Source organism: Tissierella pigra (genome assembly GCF_018917845.1).
Classification (GTDB): Bacteria; Bacillota; Clostridia; order Tissierellales; family Tissierellaceae; genus Tissierella; species Tissierella pigra.
Genome location: NZ_JAHLPJ010000001.1, coordinates 3,201,451 through 3,218,033 on the forward strand (window position 1 = coordinate 3,201,451; position 16,583 = coordinate 3,218,033).

General features: G+C 32.2%; 14 protein-coding genes. 1 reads left to right on the plus strand and 13 read right to left on the minus strand.

The features are described 5' to 3' along the window. Positions 1-38 precede the first annotated feature (38 nt). The 8 genes from KQI41_RS15750 to KQI41_RS15785 all read right to left on the minus strand — a co-directional run bounded on the left by KQI41_RS15750 (position 39) and on the right by KQI41_RS15785 (position 7,958). Entirely contained in the window at positions 39-1,217 is a 1,179-nt protein-coding gene (locus KQI41_RS15750) for an acetyl-CoA C-acetyltransferase (protein WP_216585646.1), read from the minus strand. A gap of 257 nt (positions 1,218-1,474) precedes the next feature. Then, the gene (locus tag KQI41_RS15755) at positions 1,475-2,866 is read right to left on the minus strand and encodes a sigma-54 interaction domain-containing protein (RefSeq protein WP_342366199.1); all 1,392 of its coding nucleotides are present in this window, start codon (positions 2,864-2,866) and stop codon (positions 1,475-1,477) included. 167 nt (positions 2,867-3,033) lie between these two features. Further along, positions 3,034-4,143, minus strand: a complete 1,110-nt coding sequence (gene wecB, locus KQI41_RS15760; protein WP_154438455.1) for a non-hydrolyzing UDP-N-acetylglucosamine 2-epimerase — start codon at positions 4,141-4,143, stop codon at positions 3,034-3,036. Between the two features lie 121 nt (positions 4,144-4,264). Then, complete coding sequence (locus KQI41_RS15765; protein WP_154438457.1) at positions 4,265-5,290, minus strand: glycosyltransferase family 4 protein; 1,026 nt, start codon at positions 5,288-5,290, stop codon at positions 4,265-4,267. Between the two features lie 14 nt (positions 5,291-5,304). Beyond that, on the minus strand, positions 5,305-5,934 hold the full coding sequence (gene upp, locus KQI41_RS15770; RefSeq protein WP_216585647.1) for a uracil phosphoribosyltransferase: 630 nt from the start codon (positions 5,932-5,934) through the stop codon (positions 5,305-5,307). Positions 5,935-5,987: 53 nt separating this feature from the next. Beyond that, a complete protein-coding gene (gene rpiB / locus KQI41_RS15775) occupies positions 5,988-6,425 on the minus strand; it encodes a ribose 5-phosphate isomerase B (protein WP_216585648.1) in 438 nt (145 codons plus the stop codon). A gap of 30 nt (positions 6,426-6,455) precedes the next feature. Continuing rightward, positions 6,456-6,896 carry a low molecular weight protein arginine phosphatase gene (locus tag KQI41_RS15780; RefSeq protein ID WP_216585649.1) on the minus strand — a complete coding sequence of 147 codons (441 nt, stop codon included), beginning with the start codon at positions 6,894-6,896 and terminating at the stop codon, positions 6,456-6,458. A 12-nt stretch (positions 6,897-6,908) separates the two neighbouring features. Further along, positions 6,909-7,958, minus strand: a complete 1,050-nt coding sequence (locus tag KQI41_RS15785) for an L-threonylcarbamoyladenylate synthase (RefSeq protein WP_216585650.1) — start codon at positions 7,956-7,958, stop codon at positions 6,909-6,911. 144 nt (positions 7,959-8,102) lie between these two features. Between KQI41_RS15785 and KQI41_RS15790 the strand changes: the two genes are divergently transcribed. Next, on the plus strand, positions 8,103-8,813 hold the full coding sequence (locus KQI41_RS15790) for a ZIP family metal transporter (RefSeq protein WP_216585651.1): 711 nt from the start codon (positions 8,103-8,105) through the stop codon (positions 8,811-8,813). A gap of 87 nt (positions 8,814-8,900) precedes the next feature. Here KQI41_RS15790 and KQI41_RS15795 read toward each other — a convergent pair whose 3' ends face one another. From KQI41_RS15795 to KQI41_RS15815, 5 genes are read right to left on the minus strand one after another with little or no spacing between them, the layout of a single operon-like run. Then, positions 8,901-11,918, minus strand: a complete 3,018-nt coding sequence (locus tag KQI41_RS15795) for a type I restriction endonuclease subunit R (protein WP_216585652.1) — start codon at positions 11,916-11,918, stop codon at positions 8,901-8,903. A gap of 38 nt (positions 11,919-11,956) precedes the next feature. Next, positions 11,957-12,592 (minus strand): restriction endonuclease subunit S, encoded by a 636-nt coding sequence (locus tag KQI41_RS15800; RefSeq protein WP_326828279.1) that lies wholly within the window; start codon positions 12,590-12,592, stop codon positions 11,957-11,959. Positions 12,593-12,629: 37 nt separating this feature from the next. Continuing rightward, positions 12,630-13,955, minus strand: a complete 1,326-nt coding sequence (locus tag KQI41_RS15805) for a restriction endonuclease subunit S (RefSeq protein ID WP_216585654.1) — start codon at positions 13,953-13,955, stop codon at positions 12,630-12,632. Then, positions 13,939-14,922, minus strand: coding sequence for a virulence RhuM family protein (rhuM, locus tag KQI41_RS15810; protein ID WP_229768456.1), 984 nt, complete (start codon positions 14,920-14,922; stop codon positions 13,939-13,941). Before rhuM ends, KQI41_RS15805 begins: the two co-directional genes overlap by 17 nt. A gap of 35 nt (positions 14,923-14,957) precedes the next feature. Further along, a complete protein-coding gene (locus tag KQI41_RS15815; RefSeq protein WP_216585655.1) occupies positions 14,958-16,538 on the minus strand; it encodes a type I restriction-modification system subunit M in 1,581 nt (526 codons plus the stop codon). Positions 16,539-16,583 lie beyond the last annotated feature (45 nt).

Below are 16,583 nucleotides of genomic sequence, written 5' to 3' on the forward strand. Positions count from 1 at the left end.
ATTCACAATTCAACATTCACAGTTTCATAGTCAAACGCCTAGCGTTTGACTATCATGGCAATTCCCTGTCCGCCACCTATACACAAAGTAGCCAGACCATTTTTCGCATCTACCTTCTCCATTTCATGAAGTAATGTAACTAATATTCTTGCTCCTGAAGCTCCTATTGGATGACCTAAAGCTATTGCGCCACCGTTTACATTTACTTTAGAAGTATCTAAATTAAGTTCCTTTATAACTGATAAAGCTTGAGCAGCAAAGGCTTCGTTAGCTTCTATTAAGTCTAAATCCTCCACTGTTATATTTGCTTTATCTAAAGCTTTTCTTGTTGCAGGAATAGGTCCTGTACCCATTAGGGAAGGTTCTACTCCAGCTGAAGCATATGAAACAATAGTAGCCAATGGAGTAATTCCCAATTCTTCTGCCTTTTCCTTACTCATTATAACCAATGCAGCTGCTCCATCGTTTATTCCTGAAGCATTTCCTGCTGTTACTGTTCCATCTTTTTTAAATGCAGGTCTAAGTTTTGATAGACTCTCAATTGTAGCACCAAATCTTGGGTATTCATCTGTATCTACAACTATAGGGTCACCTTTTCTTTGAGGAATTTCCACTGGAACTATTTCTTCCTTGAATCTACCACTTTTTATTGCTTCTTCTGCTTTATTTTGGCTCATCAATGCTAGTTCATCTTGCTCCTCACGAGTAAGACTGTATTTTTCCACTATGTTTTCTGCTGTAATTCCCATATGATAGTCATTGAAAATATCCCATAATCCATCAGCAACCATATAGTCTACTATTTCTCCATTGCCCATTCTTTGACCCCATCGAGCAGACTTTAATAAATAAGGTGCCTGACTCATGTTTTCTGTACCACCTGCTAATATTATATCTGCTTCTCCTGCTAAAATAGCTTGAGCCGCTAATTGGATAGTTTTTAAACCTGAACCACAAACTTTATTTACTGTAAAAGATGGTACTTCCATAGGAATACCTGAATGTACTGAAACCTGTCTGGCAACATTCTGTCCTAAACCTGCCTGAAGTACATTACCAAATATAACCTCTTCAACCATATGCGGCTCTATCTTAGCTCTTTTTAGAGCTTCCTTAGCTGCTATGGTTCCTAATTGTACTGCAGAAACATCTTTAAATTTACCACCAAATGCACCAATAGGTGTTCTCACTGCTGAAGCAATAACTACTTCTCTCATTCTAATACCTCCTATTATTATATTTAAAACTATATAAGTATATATTTCATACCCTATATAATAGCAATTATTATGCCAAGGTTTATATAAATATTCTATAGTCTAGAAAGATTGATTTTACTGATTTCTTTAGAAAACTCAAAATGGAGTAAATAGATTAATTTTATATCTGTAGCTATTTATATACAAAACTCATTGATTACACTATAATAGTGTAGCCATAAATATACACTCTTCAGAATTTTGTATACTTACGGCTACATATAATCTATATCTTCTATTTTATACTTGTCTATTTTTTTGTAAAGAGCTGTTCTATGTATTCCTAGTTTCTCTGCAGCCAAAGTTTTATTTCCTTTTGTAAGTGTAATTGCCTTTATAACAGCCTCCCTTTCCACTGCTTCAATTGTATCTTTAAGTTTTATAATGTCCTCTATATTATTTGGCAAATAATTTACTCCATTTAAAATTCTTTCTGGTAAATGTTCTGCTAATATAAGATTCCCCGTTGAAAGATTAATGGCTCTTTCTAGTATATTTCTTAACTCCCTTACATTTCCCGGCCAACTATAAGACTTTAATATTTTCATAGCTTCTTTAGATAATTCTTTTCTTCCTACTGCCATTTCTTTAATTAGATTATTTAATATATCTTCACTTAAAATCTCTATATCTTCCATTCGTTCTCTTAGGGGTGGAATCTCTATAGATATTACATTTAACCTATAATATAAATCCTCTCTAAACTTACCTTTTTTTACAGATTCCTCAATATTTTCATTTGTGGCAGCTATTACTCTCACATCAAAGCTAATCTTCTTATTACCGCCTATTCTTTCAAATTCCTTAGATTCCAGTACTCTAAGTATTTTTGCTTGCATCTCTAAAGGCATATCTCCAATTTCATCTAAAAATATTGTACCACCAGAGGCAAGTTCAAACTTCCCAGGTTTGCCATCTTTTCTAGCTCCTGTAAATGCACCACTGTCATATCCAAATAGTTCAGACTCCAATAACTCCTTTGGGATTGCAGCACAATTTATTGCAATAAATGCTTCTTCTTTTCTATAACTAGCCCTATGAATAGCATGAGCAAATAATTCCTTTCCAGTACCTGATTCTCCTGTAATCAATACTGTGGAATTAGTCTCTGATGCCATTTTTCCTACCTTTTTTAAATATTCCATCTTTGGGTTTCTAGTAATTATACTGTGAAAAGAATATTTTGTACCTTCTATCCTTTCGATTTCACCCTTATACTTATTTATCTTTGACTGCAAATCAAGGAGTTGGTGTGCCAACTCCTTTACTTCGCTTATATCTTTAAAAAGCACTGTACCTACAGCACCTATTATCTTTTCTTGTTTGATTATAGGAATACGGTTTGTAATCATATCGTGCCCTTGAATTCTTTGAACATCTCTTAGTTCCTTTTTCCCTGTCCTTACTACAATATGCATACGAGTATTTTCTATTACCTCTTCCACAGGTTTACCTATGGCGTCTTCTTCCTTTATACCCATAAGTTTTTCATAGTTCATTTTAACAATTCTACCGTTAGGGTCAACTAATACATAACCTTCATAAGCATAATTTAAAATATCCACAAGCATTTCAAAACTATCTCTGAGTTCAGTTAATTTATCCACAATAGACCCCCTTTTAGTGAATAACTAATATAAGCAGAGTACCAAAATTATGGTTTTCAATTTTGTGTGCATCGCTTAGTTTGTTTATCTAGTGAATAGTTTTGGAAGTTTCGAATAAACTAGAAACTATTAACCTAAAGACCCAAAAACTATTCACTTTTCACTATTTACTCTTCACTATTAACTAATATATCTACTATCTTTTCACTGGCCTTTCCGTCTCCATAAGGATTCACTGCATTTGCCATTTTGTTATATTCTGATTCATTAGATAATAATAGGTTTAATTCATTATATAGATTTTCATATTTAGTCCCTACTAGTTTAGCAGTTCCTGCTTCTATACCTTCTGGTCTTTCTGTTTCTTCTCGAACTACAAGTACAGGTTTACCAAAGGTTGGTCCTTCTTCTTGAAGTCCACCAGAATCTGTAACTATTAAATGTACCTTTGACATAAGGTTTGCCATTGGTTCATAGTCTAGTGGCTCTATTAAATGAATTCTATTATTGCTTCCTAGTACTCTGTTTGCAATATCTCTCACCTTTGGATTTAAGTGCATAGGAAATACTACTTCTACATCCTTATATTCTTCTACAATATCTTTTATTGCAGTAAATATATTTTCCATAGGTTTACCAATATTTTCACTTCTATGGCTTGTAACTAAAATCACTCTTTTATTTTTATAATCTAGATTGTTTAACAAATCTAATTCAAATATATAATCTTCTTTAACAACATATTTTAAAGCATCTATTACTGTGTTTCCCGTAATAAATATCTTTTCATCTGGATAATCTTCTTTTAATAAATTTTGTCTATTGCTCTCTGTAGGAGCAAAGTGAAAATCTGAAAGTATACCTGCTAGTTTCCTATTGGCTTCTTCAGGGTATGGTGAATATAGGTTTCCACTACGAAGACCTGCTTCAACATGTCCAATTTTTACCCTATGATAAAAAGCAGCCAATGCACCTGCAAATACTGTAGTAGTATCTCCTTGAACCAATAATACATCTGGTTTCTCCTTTAAAATTACTTCTTCTAGACCTTGTAAAGCTCTTGTTGTAATTTCTGTTAGAGTTTGTCCAGGTTTAAATATATTTAAATCATAGTCTGGCTTTATATTGAATAAGTTTAAAACTGGGTCTAACATCTCTCTATGTTGTGCTGTTACACATACTATAGACTCTATATTTTTTCTTTTCTCCAGTTCTTTCACTATGGGAGCCATTTTTATCCCCTCTGGTCTTGTGCCAAAAACAGTCATTATTTTCAAATATACCCCTCCTATTCTTTAGTGAATAGTTAATAACTAATAGTAAATATTGTAGAAGTTTCAAGTAAACTTGAAACTATTATATTACAGCCTGTGGTCGCATTCACTATTCACTGCTTCTCTATCCTCTTTTCTCAAATATTCCTAATTTTATAGCCACTAATACTGAAGCTAAAAGTAATCCGATGGAAGCAAAAACTGCCTGCCTTGTATTTGCCCTAGATACTATTATGGCAAACACTCCAAAACCAGCTGACATAGCATAAAGTATCAGTACAGATTTTCTTTGAGAATATCCCTTATTTAAAAGTCTATGATGTAAATGACCTTTATCTGCAGAAGATATAGACTGCCCATTTAGTAATCTTCTAAATATTGCAAAGGTAGTATCAAATATAGGTACAGATAATATAAGTATAGGAGCTACAATTGCAATAGTTGCTACAGACTTCATTACACCTTCTATAGTTATTGCTGCCAACATAAATCCTAAAAACAAAGCACCAGTATCTCCCATGAAAATCTTAGCAGGGTTGAAATTAAAAGGTAAAAATCCTAAACAAGCTCCTGCTATGGCAGCTGATAATATGATTATAGATGTATATCCAAATTTACCTGCTACTACCATAAGAGTTATACTAGAAATCATGGCTACTCCTGCTGACAATCCATCTAATCCATCTATAAAGTTTAATGTATTTGTAATACCAACTATCCAAAATAAAGTTATAGGAATAGATAACCAATGTAAATAAATTAGAGAACTATTCCTTGTAAAAGGATTAGTAACAAAATCTACTTTTATACCACCATAAATAATTACTAGTCCTGCTATAATTTGAAATATGAATTTAGCTTTGGGATTTAGCTCCCTTAAATCATCTATAATTCCACTTATTACAATAATTGTACCTCCTATTAAAAGAGAAACCATCTCTCTATTTAGAGGTAAAAATATTATAGAAACTAGTACTACGCTGAAGAATATAGCCAAACCACCTATTAGTGGCATTGGCTCTTTATGCACTCTTCTGTCGTCCTTGGGAACATCAACAGCACCTATTTTGAATGCTAGTTTTCTCACTAAAGGAGTGGAAATAAATGAAATCAATAAAGCTAGAAAAAATGGTGCAATAAAGCTTCCCATATTAATCCACTCCTTTATTTAGTTCCAAATAACCTATCACCAGCATCTCCTAGTCCTGGCACTATATAAGCATGATCATTTAATTTTTCATCTAAAGCCGCTACATAAATATCCACATCTGGATGAGCATCCTTTACGGCATCTACTCCTTCTGATGCAGCTATTAAGCAAACTAGTTTAATAGAAGTTGCTCCCTTTTCTTTTAAGAAGTCTATGGCTGCAGTGGCTGAACCACCTGTTGCAAGCATAGGGTCTAAAACTATTAATTCCCTCTCTTCAATGTCTTGAGGTAATTTACAGTAATATTCCACAGGCTTCAAAGTTTCTGGGTCTCTATAAAGACCAACATGACCTACACGAGCTGCTGGTAATAGATTTAACATTCCATCTACCATACCAAGTCCTGCTCTAAGAATTGGAATAAGACCCACCTTTTTACCTGATATAACTTGTGATTTCATAGTTGTAACAGGTGTTTCTATTTCAATTTCCTCTAATGGAAAATCTCTAGTTACTTCATATCCCATTAACATGGAAACCTCTGTAACTAATTCTCTAAATTCCTTTGAGCCAGTGTTTTTATCTCTTATAAATGTAAGCTTATGTTTAATAAGAGGATGATCAAATACTACTACTTTTGCCATATAAAAAACTCCCTTCATTCACTAATTTTTTTCCTTAAAGATTATATCACAAATTAAGCTTCAATTTCACTTATTTTTTCTACCCTTCGTTTATGTCGTCCATTAGCAAATTCAGTTTTTAACCAAACTCCTACTATTTCCATTGCCAAATCTCTGCCAACTACTCTTCCTCCAAGGGCTAAAATATTGGCATCATTATGCTCTCTGCTCATTCTTGCAGAGTAGGTATCTCCACACAATGCACATCTAATTCCCTTTACTTTGTTACAAGCTATGGAAATACCAATACCTGTACCACATACAACTATAGCTCTGTCTACTTCCTTTGACACTACAGCCTCAGATACCTTTTTGCCATAATCTGGATAATCTACTGAATCCATAGAATTAGTTCCATAATCTATATATTCAATTCCTTCTTTATTTAAATACTCTTTAATATATTCTTTTAATTCAAATCCGCCATGATCACTGCCTATACCAATTTTCATTTACTTTTCCTCCTTTTTAGCAACTAACAACTATTCTTTAAATTTAATTTGTACTATTGCCTGATATATTTCGTCTCTTATATACTCATATTGCTTCGGATTCCCTCCAAAGGGATCTGATATATCTTTGTTTATTTTATAAGCATATTCCATTAGATTGTAAACCTTACCAACAGCTTTTGGAAAATTAGATACTATAAAATCTTTATGAGAATTTCCCATAGTCAAAATTAAATCTGCCTCTTCTATTAAATCTATATGTAATTGAGAAGCTTCATGACCTGATATATCTATATTTATTTTTTTCATTGCCTCAATGGAGTTAATAGATGCACGGTCTCCATCAAATACAGAAATACCAGCAGATCTAACTTCTATATCCAAACCATTTTTCTCCGCTATTGAACGTAAAATTCCTTCAGCCATAGGGCTTCTACAAGTGTTACCAGTACATACAAATAATATTTTCATTCCATATCCCCCTTAAACTTCTATGATTTTTCCCCCTGAAGCTTTCATCATTCTGTTCATTATAGCTACTCCCAAAAATGAAAAATCAACACCTTCACTTAAAATTATATCTACATTTTTCTCATCAAATAATCTTAAAATATTAAATAAATTATGGGCTATGGTTTTTTCATCCTTTCTGGTACCCATGGATATTATTATACCATCTTTATAAAATTCCTTTGTTTCATCTGTACAAATAATTCCTACATTTTTTCCACCACTTATATATTCTTCAGTCTTTTCCAAAATAGCCCTTACAATATTCTCAACATCTCCACTATAGACTACCATTTCTGACTTAGGGGCATAATGTCTGTATTTTTGTCCAGGTGATTTAGGTACTATATTTTCATCTTCTTTTATTATAGCAAAGTCTACCTCTATATTGGGAATTATTTTTATTAAATCTTCTTTAGTTATACCACCTGGTCTAAGAATCATTGGAATCTCTCCAGATAAATCTAATACTGTTGATTCTAAACCTATTCCAGTATCTCCACCATCTATTATTATATCAACCTTACCCATTAAGTCCTCTATAACATGTTTTGCAGATGTAGGACTAGGTCTTCCTGATGTATTAGCAGAAGGTGCAGCTACGGGAGTATTAGATCCACTTATTAGTTCTAATGCTATTTTATGCTCTGGCATCCTAATAGCGACAGTATCTAATCCTGCTGTAATTATACTAGGTATCTTATCTGATTTCTTCAACAGTATAGTAAGAGGTCCTGGCCAAAATCTTTCCATACACTCTATGGCTACCTTTGGTATTTCTCTTACTAATTCTCCTACTTGCTCAATTGATGACACATGAAGGATTAGTGGATTGTCCTGTGGTCTACCTTTGGCAATAAAGATTTTCTCAGCAGCCCACTGATCGAATCCGTTAGCTCCAAGTCCGTAAACAGTCTCAGTAGGAAAAGCAACAAGCCCTCCATTTTTTATTACATTTATAGCTTCATTTATTAAATCTTCATCTATATTATTTTCAGTTATTTTTAATATCTTTGTATTCATAATGACCTCCGTTTTTTAGTGAATAGCTATTAACTGTTCACTATTCATCTCAATTATATATTATTATGTTTCAATTCACAATTCATAATTCACAATTCATAATTAGCTTTAGCTTCTCATATCTATTATTGGGAGGGATTCTTTATGAATATATGGTTTGTTAGTCTTATTGGATTGTTAGTAGGGGTAGTAGGTACTGGACTAGGAAGTTTTATTGGTATATATGTAAAGAAAACAGATAAAATTTTAAGTTTTTTATTGGGTTTAACAGGTGGATTTATGATGTTTATAGTAAGCTTTCATCTATTTCCTGAAGCCTTTTACCTAGGAGGAATCTTAAATGTAATCTTAGGTGTCTTAATAGGAGTGTCTATTATTATTATACTGGAATTTTTAATAGAGAAAATAGAATTCCTTGTAGGATTAAGGTCTGGAGTACTTCTGGCTTTGAGTATAGCTATACATAATATGCCTGAAGGCCTAGCCCTAGGCTCTACCTTAGTAGGAGTATCTGATTTTGGATTTATTTTAACTTTTGCCATGCTTCTACATAATATTCCAGAGGGCATATCTATGGCACTACCTTTAAGCATGAATGAGGTAAGTCCTTTTAAAATAATGTGGATTAGTTTTCTTGCAGGTGTTCCTACAGGCATAGGTGCCTATATCGGTTCCTATTTAGGCACCATATCTAATGGCGTAATCTCTATTTGCTTAGCCATAGCTGGTGGAATTATGCTATATATAGTATGTGATGATTTAATTCCAACAGGTAAACAACTTCACAAAGGCAGAGTATCTAGCCTTGGAGTCATTGGTGGATTTATACTTGGAATTATATTATATTTTAGATAAAAATAGTATAGCAGAGTCAATATACCATCTCGATGCTACTCTACTTAGGATTTAACTCTGCTATCTTAGTTCTATAGATAGTTGGTTCTAAATACCAACAAATATTTCAACCATTTTTTGAATTTTCTCTAAAATTATTTGTTTTTTAGTTTCTCTAGCACCATGCCTTCTTGATGTAGGTGGCAATATACTATCAAGTTCTGCTCCTCCATATGATACAAAACCCTTTTCAATAGACCTTTCAATAAAGCACTTAGCACCATTTTTTAAATTCTCCTCTTTTGAAAGATTCTCAATTTGTTTTCCCTTTTGTTTCTTTGCATAAACATAAAATGATGTCAAGATTTCATTAGTGTTTTTAAGACTTGCTAAATCAGTATTATTAATAAACGAGATAATCAGTTCTTCTTTTGCACGTGTTCCAAGACTTGAACGAATCACCCTACGAATTTCAGATTTCAATGTTTCTATATCTTTATGCTCTTTAGATTTTTCTAAGATAAGTGCCAAGATATAATCAAGATTTATTTCATCTGTTTTTAGTAACTCAACTTGAAACTCTATATCTGAAAAATCTATACCACTTGTTCCCTTTACACTGTTTCCGCTATTATTTTTAAGGGCTTCCTCACGAATATCAACATAAACGCTCTTCATATCCTGCATAAGTCTCTCACTAATAATCGAACCCTTCTCCTGAAACTCATCAAAATTTTTCAATATATTCTCCGACTTTAATAATTCTCCAAACAACTTAGCAAACTCTTTCTTATCTTTATCTAATACAATCCCTGTAGGTTCAGGGAATCTTTCTAAAATCTCATTACATAATTCTTCATATCCTTTAATTGTTTTTCCTGTTTCTTTATCAGTGAAACCATACATATATTCATCATAGCTTTTTTCTAATATAACATTGATGCTATTTTCGTCACCAAATACCTTAATAGCATCACGAGTAGCATTCTCTAAGTCACGAAAGCAGACAACATTCCCAAAAGCCTTAACCTTATTTAAAATACGATTGGTTCTTGAATACGCCTGAATCAGTCCATGATACCGTAAGTTTTTATCCACAAATAAGGTATTCAATGTAGGTGCATCAAATCCAGTTAAAAACATCCCCACTACAATTAATAAGTCAACTTCCTTATTTTTTACTCGTAAGGATACATCTTTATAGTAGTTTTGAAATTCATCCCCATTGGTTGAAAAATTTGTTTTGAAGGTATAGTTATAATCTTTTATAACTTTGTCTAAGAATTCCTTGCCACTACTATCAAGTGCATTTGGTTCAAAGTTTTCATCAGCAATCTCACCGATTGCACTCTGCTCTTCGTTTGCTACAAAGCTATAAATTGTTGCTACCTTTAATCTTTTTTCTTCTTGTAAAGTAGCTTGTTGTTTAGTAAATTCTTCATAGTAAAGTTTGGCAGCTTCAATACTTTGAACAGCAAACATGGCATTAAATCCATGTAAAGCCTTTTGCTTATGAGTGTAATGTTCATTTCGATGAGTTTTTGTATCAAAAACCTTTAAGATATGTTTAGTTACAGTTTCGATACGCTCGGGATGTAAAAGCATTTTCTTTTCAAGTTTTTTTAACTTATCATAGTCCTTTTCCATTTCAGCTTCTTTAAATTTAGGGGATATATTGTTGTAATCAACTTTAAACTTCAATACTTTTTTATCACGGATAGCATCAGTTATTACATAGCTATGAAGCTGAGTGCCAAATACTCCTGCTGTTGTATCTGCTCCAAGGGAATTTTCAGGAAAAATAGGTGTGCCCGTAAATCCAAATTGGTAATAATGCTTAAAAGCCTTTTTAATGTTTTTTTGTGCCTCTCCAAATTGTGAGCGATGACATTCATCGAAAATCAGAACACATTGTTTACCATAAATATCATGTGTCGAATTTCTTTTAATAAATTCATTTAATTTTTGAATTGTGGTTACAACTATTTTATTATCTTGTCTTTCTATACTTACCTTGAGTTCCTTTGTATTTTTACTGCCATTAACAGAATCTGCTTGAAATTTTTGATATTCCTTCATGGTTTGATAATCTAAGTCTTTTCTATCAACTACAAAAAATACTTTATCTATATATTCAAGGTTTGTTGCAAGTCTTGCTGCCTTAAAGCTAGTCAAAGTCTTTCCACTTCCTGTGGTATGCCAAATAAACCCACCAGCAGAAATAGTTCCATACTTCTTATTTTGATAGCTGGATTCAATTTTCCACAAAATACGCTCCGTTGCTGCAATTTGATATGGACGCATAATAAGCAAAATATTATCTGAACTAAACACACAATATTTTATTAAAATTTCTAATAGAGTTCTCTTATTAAAAAATGTGGCTGTAAAATCCTCTAAATCATTTATTGTTTTATTTTTTGCATCAGCCCATTCACAAGTGAATTCATAATGATTCTTGTTCTGAGCTGTTGTATTTGCAAAGTAACGAGTATACGTTCCATTTGAAATTACAAAAATTTGAATATATTTGAACAAAGAATTTTCGTGATTAAAACTTTCCTTGCTATATCTATGTACTTGGTTAAATGCCTCATGAAGATTAACTCCCCGCTTTTTAAGCTCTACCTGTACTAAAGGAAGCCCATTCACTAAAATAGTAACATCATATCGATTCTTATGTGAACCCATTTGACTGATTTGATTGGTAACCTGCAAATAATTGTTATAAATATTATCTTTATCGATAATTTTGATATTTTGAAGATGTCCATCATCAAATGTAAAATCATAAACATGGTCTTCCTGAATCTTTCTAGTTTTTTCTATCATTGTGTCATTAGGTGTATCTAAATACTCCAATAAAAAACGTTCCCACTCATCATCTGTAAATGTCACTTTATTTAGCTTCTCTATTTGTATTTTTAGGTTAGACAGTAATTCCTCTGATGTACCAATAGACACATCTTCATATCCTTGAGAAATTAGATCATCTTTCATCTTACACTCAAGCATAGATTCAGTTTGAAAAGTACCTTCACGTACTAATGGTTGCTTTTCAAAATTAGCTAAAATAATACCATTAGTCATTTCAGCAATTGTAGTATAATCCGTCTTTTGCTCCATAGATCAATTTCCTTTCCTTTTTAATTTTTATATAAAATCTATTTTTCTTTACTAAAACTTAGTAGCTTCTCTCTATAGTATTCGTATTGTTTAGTTCTAAGTTCTATCTCCTTTGATAGTCCTTGAACAATCTCATTGGTTAAATTATCAAATTTATCTAAAATACTTACAACAAATGTTTGAACTAAATATGATGGTAAAGGAATAGAGATTTTAACCATATCCCTTGTTGAAAGTTCTATTACTTTTGTCCCTCTAGCTAATTTATTTTTTTGCTTTATTAAATCATAAGAGCCATTAAAAACATAAGCTAAGTATTTAGGATTTTGATTATGCTTAAAAATAGCTGAATGTCCGCCTGCTACAACTTCCTCATCTCCAAGATAAGCAATTGTTTTCATAATATCATCAACATTTTCAGATGTTCTGGCAACAACTAAATCACCACTTTGAACTTTCTTTAGTTTTTCAGCATTTTTGCGAGAAATTTTGACGGCTGGTTCATAAACAAAATTTTGATATTTTGTATAAATATGTCCATAATGAATTGCTCCAATTTCCCCATTTTCATCAAACATATTTTTGGGCATACCAGAACCGTTAATAAATGTTCCAACTTCCCCTAATGTAGTCCACTTAACTTTTGGCGTAATATCTTCTATCAGTAAACTCACTATATTAGCAGCAGTTTCCAATAGTTCAAAGTATCTATTAGGTATTATGTGTGTGTGTGTGTGTGTGTGTGTGTGTGTGTGTGTGTTTATCATATTCCTCATGGAATGTCAATAGTTTTTCACGATAATATTCATATTGTTTTTTTCTTTGTTCAATTTCTTCTGGAAATAGCCCATTTATATCATTCATATACTCCTGAAATTTATCTAATATTTCTACGACGTTTTGCTGAATATGTATTGGTGGAAGAAAAACTTTAAATTTTTCCATATCCTTTGCATTAACACGAATAACCTTTGTTCCAGTAACCTTGCGTTCTTTCTGAACTTGAAAAGCTATGGTTTGAAAGAAGTAAGCTAAATATTTCGCGTTTTGATCAGTGCTAAAAATATAGCAGTCTCCAGAAATTCCAATTTCTTCATTCCCTAGCCATACTACAGATTTGCAGACATCTTCCACATTTTCTGATGTTGTAGCCATTACTATATCTCCAGGCTTTGCTTTTTTTAATTTCGAAAAAGTTTCAACACTAGTATATGATATGGTTTTCGCAGTGGAAAACCCATAGCTTGTATAAATTTGTCCATAATGTATAACTGGTTTACCATCCTTTGTAAAATCCTTCTTTTGCAAACCATTGCCACGAATAAATTTGCCAATTTCCCCAAGGGTTGTCTGAATAACTTCATTACTCTGATCCTCCTCAAGCATTAGCTTACTAGAGATTCTATTCAAATATTCTTCACTTAACAACAAATCACGATAATAACTATATTGTTTTTTTCTTGTGGTTAATTCTGTAGTTAATTCTACGGTTAGTTTTGTAACATATTCTGTGAATTTATCAAGTGTTTTGGCAATTTCTTTTTGAATTTCTATCGGTGGAATGGGAATTTTGATATTATCAATGTGTTTTTGTTTTAAATATCCTTGACTGGAATTATTCTTAATTGATTGCAAATATGTTTTGATAATTTTTGAATTAAAAAAATGATAAAAATATCTTATATTAATCAAATCCATATCTAATCTTAAAAGATACATGTTTTGTCCATAAAAAGGTAAATCTTCTTCTTTAACTATCGCTATTTCACCTAAGGTTCCTATCATACTTATCAAAATATCGTTACACATAATTTCTCTGTTCTTTGATATTTCTATATAATCATTATTTGAAATATATTTTGAGTTATTAAAATTTATAGTTCCATTTCTAATATTTTTTGATGTTATATATCGTATTTCTTCTCCACTTATATATTTAGGAGTAGATGGCATTATCCAAAACTTATCTTTTGCAACTTCACCAAGTGTCTTCCACTCAACTTTAATATCTTTTAATAAATCATCTATTTTGGTCATTACTATTTCCCCCTACTTTTGCCATGTTTCCTATACGCTTGATTTCCTCCAAGTAATCTTTTTCAACCTGTGTAACTGTTTTTTGCTTGTATTTCTTATATTCCACTTCTACTTTATCAATCATATTCCGATGTGATATTTTTCCGCTATCTTTTAATATATCTTCACCGCCAGCTTGCAAGATACTATCAACGTGGTTTATCCAGTCTTTCATGGTCATAACCACTCGCCTATCAGCTTGTCTTTCAGCAAAATCCAAATATCCCGAGACCAACTGATTTAGACCTTTTAATTCTGCCTCACTCAGATAATTTTTTGCTGTCTTTGCCTCTTTTAAAGTAGGTAGTTCTCCTTTAAAGATAGTAAGCCCCATAAACTCTTTATCACTATCTACACGTGAATATATTAACTCACTGGCTGTATGGTTATGTATAGCAAAATGCATTTTATTTTGGACCGTAGCAAAGAATAGTTTAGCCTCAGCAGAGTTTTTATTATAATCACTGCTTGTTGCAAATAGGTCTAAAACTTGACGATAAAAGACTTTTTCACTCGAACGGATGTCACGAATTCTATCCAGTAATTCTTTAAAATAATCTCCGCCACCAAGATTCTTTAGACGTTCATCATTCATAGCATAACCTTTGATAAGATACTCTTTCAAGACCGTTGAAGCATATCTTCTGAATTGTACTCCACGTATTGATCTTACTCGATAACCAACTGCAAGAATCATATCTAAATTATAAACCTTCACCGACTTTGACTGGGTTTTCCCTTGTATTGCTCCATGTTTAGTGGTTATCAACTGATAGTTGACAGCCACTTTCTCCTCTAGTTCTCCATCATCTAAAATTGCCTTAATATGCTTGCTAATATTCTGTTTTGTTGTTTGAAAAAGTTCTGCTATTTCTAATTGAGACAACCATACAGTGCCATCTTTTAAATATAGCTCGATTTTTGTCAAGCCATCCTCTGTGTTATAAATAATTACTTCATTAGTCATTTACTCAGCTCCTTTACAATTTCATCAATAGCAGCTCTAAGTTCATCAATTCTAATAACAGTCTCAGTAATCTCAGCATTTAATTTAGCAATATCAATTTTTTCTCTTGTGTCTTTCTTTTCAACATAGTTTGAAACAGATAGATTATAATCATTTTCAGCAATTTCACCGTTATCGACTAACCTGGTAAAATGTTCTTGTACTTTCTTATCTCGAAAAGCAGATACTATTTTTTCAATATTTGCTTCAGTTAATACATTGTTATTGGTTTCTTTTTTATACTCGCTACTGGCATCAATAAATAGAGTTTTATTTTCTTTTTTATTTTTGGCAAGAACCAATATATTAGTTGCAATACTTGTACCAAAAAAAAGGTTACTTGGCAAAGATATTACACAATCCACAAAATTATTATCTACTAGATATTTCCGAATTGTTTTTTCTGCACCTGAACGATAGAATATTCCTGGGAAGCATACAATTGCGGCTGTTCCTCTGCTTGAAAGATAGTTTAAGCTATGCATAATAAAGGCAAAATCTGCTTTTGATTTAGGTGCCAATTTACCTGCTGGAGCAAAACGCTCATCATTAATAAGAGTGGGGTCATCATCACCAATCCACTTTATGGAATAAGGCGGATTTGATACGATAGCATCAAAGGGTTTTTCATCTTTATGGAGAGGATTTAATAGAGTATCTCCACGCCTGATACTAAAATAATTATAATTGATATTATGTAAAAACATATTCATACGAGCTAAGTTAAAAGTAGTCATATTGATTTCCTGACCAAAAAAACCTTCTCCAATAATATGTTTTTCAAATTGTTTTTTCATCTGTAAAAGCAACGATCCACTTCCACATGCTGGATCATACACTTTATTAATTTTATCTTTCCCTTCCATAACGATACGAGCTAATAGTTTTGATACTGTCTGTGGGGTGAAAAATTCTCCCCCGCTTTTTCCAGCATTACTTGCATAGTTAGAAATTAAATATTCATATGCATCACCAAAAGCATCTATATCATTCTCTGCAAATTTACCAAAATTAATTTCAGAGATGCCTATAAGAATATCTGCTAACCGTTTATTTTTTTCAGCAACTGTTCCACCTAAACGATTACTCGTCATATCCAAATCATCAAATAAACCTTTAATATCTCCTTCAGATGAGAAACCTATAGCACTTGCTTCTATACGGCGAAATATATTTGCCAAATCTGTGTTTAAGTTTTCATTAGTTTTAGATGTCTTTACTACATTTTCAAATAACTGGCTAGGCAAAATGAAGAAACCTTTTTCTTCCACAGTATTAGGTCGAAAATCTTGTTCTGCCTCTGCATCAGAGAGCTTTGCATAGTCAAAGTCTAAATCACCTGCTTCATGTTCAGTTTTATTAAAGAAATCAGTCATATTTTCTGAAATAAAGCGATAGAAAAGGATTCCTAAAATATATTGCTTAAAATCCCATCCATCTACTGCACCGCGTACATTATCAGCTATTGCCCAAATCTTACGATGCAACTCTGTACGTTGTATTCCTTCATTGTTTAGTTTATTGAATTCTTCTGCCAACTTATTCACCTCTCTACTCTACTTAGTTATATCATACCTCAGATT

What these genes read in the sequence shown, in the direction of transcription:
- KQI41_RS15750 (WP_216585646.1), bottom strand. Translation starts at nt 1,217, where the DNA reads ATGAGAGAAGTAGTTATTGCTTCAGCAGTGAGAACACCTATTGGTGCA.
- KQI41_RS15765 (WP_154438457.1), bottom strand. Translation starts at nt 5,290, where the DNA reads ATGGGAAGCTTTATTGCACCATTTTTTCTAGCTTTATTGATTTCATTT.
- upp (WP_216585647.1), bottom strand. Translation starts at nt 5,934, where the DNA reads ATGGCAAAAGTAGTAGTATTTGATCATCCTCTTATTAAACATAAGCTT.
- rpiB (WP_216585648.1), bottom strand. Translation starts at nt 6,425, where the DNA reads ATGAAAATTGGTATAGGCAGTGATCATGGCGGATTTGAATTAAAAGAA.
- KQI41_RS15780 (WP_216585649.1), bottom strand. Translation starts at nt 6,896, where the DNA reads ATGAAAATATTATTTGTATGTACTGGTAACACTTGTAGAAGCCCTATG.
- KQI41_RS15785 (WP_216585650.1), bottom strand. Translation starts at nt 7,958, where the DNA reads ATGAATACAAAGATATTAAAAATAACTGAAAATAATATAGATGAAGAT.
- KQI41_RS15790 (WP_216585651.1), top strand. Translation starts at nt 8,103, where the DNA reads ATGAATATATGGTTTGTTAGTCTTATTGGATTGTTAGTAGGGGTAGTA.
- KQI41_RS15795 (WP_216585652.1), bottom strand. Translation starts at nt 11,918, where the DNA reads ATGGAGCAAAAGACGGATTATACTACAATTGCTGAAATGACTAATGGT.
- KQI41_RS15805 (WP_216585654.1), bottom strand. Translation starts at nt 13,955, where the DNA reads ATGACCAAAATAGATGATTTATTAAAAGATATTAAAGTTGAGTGGAAG.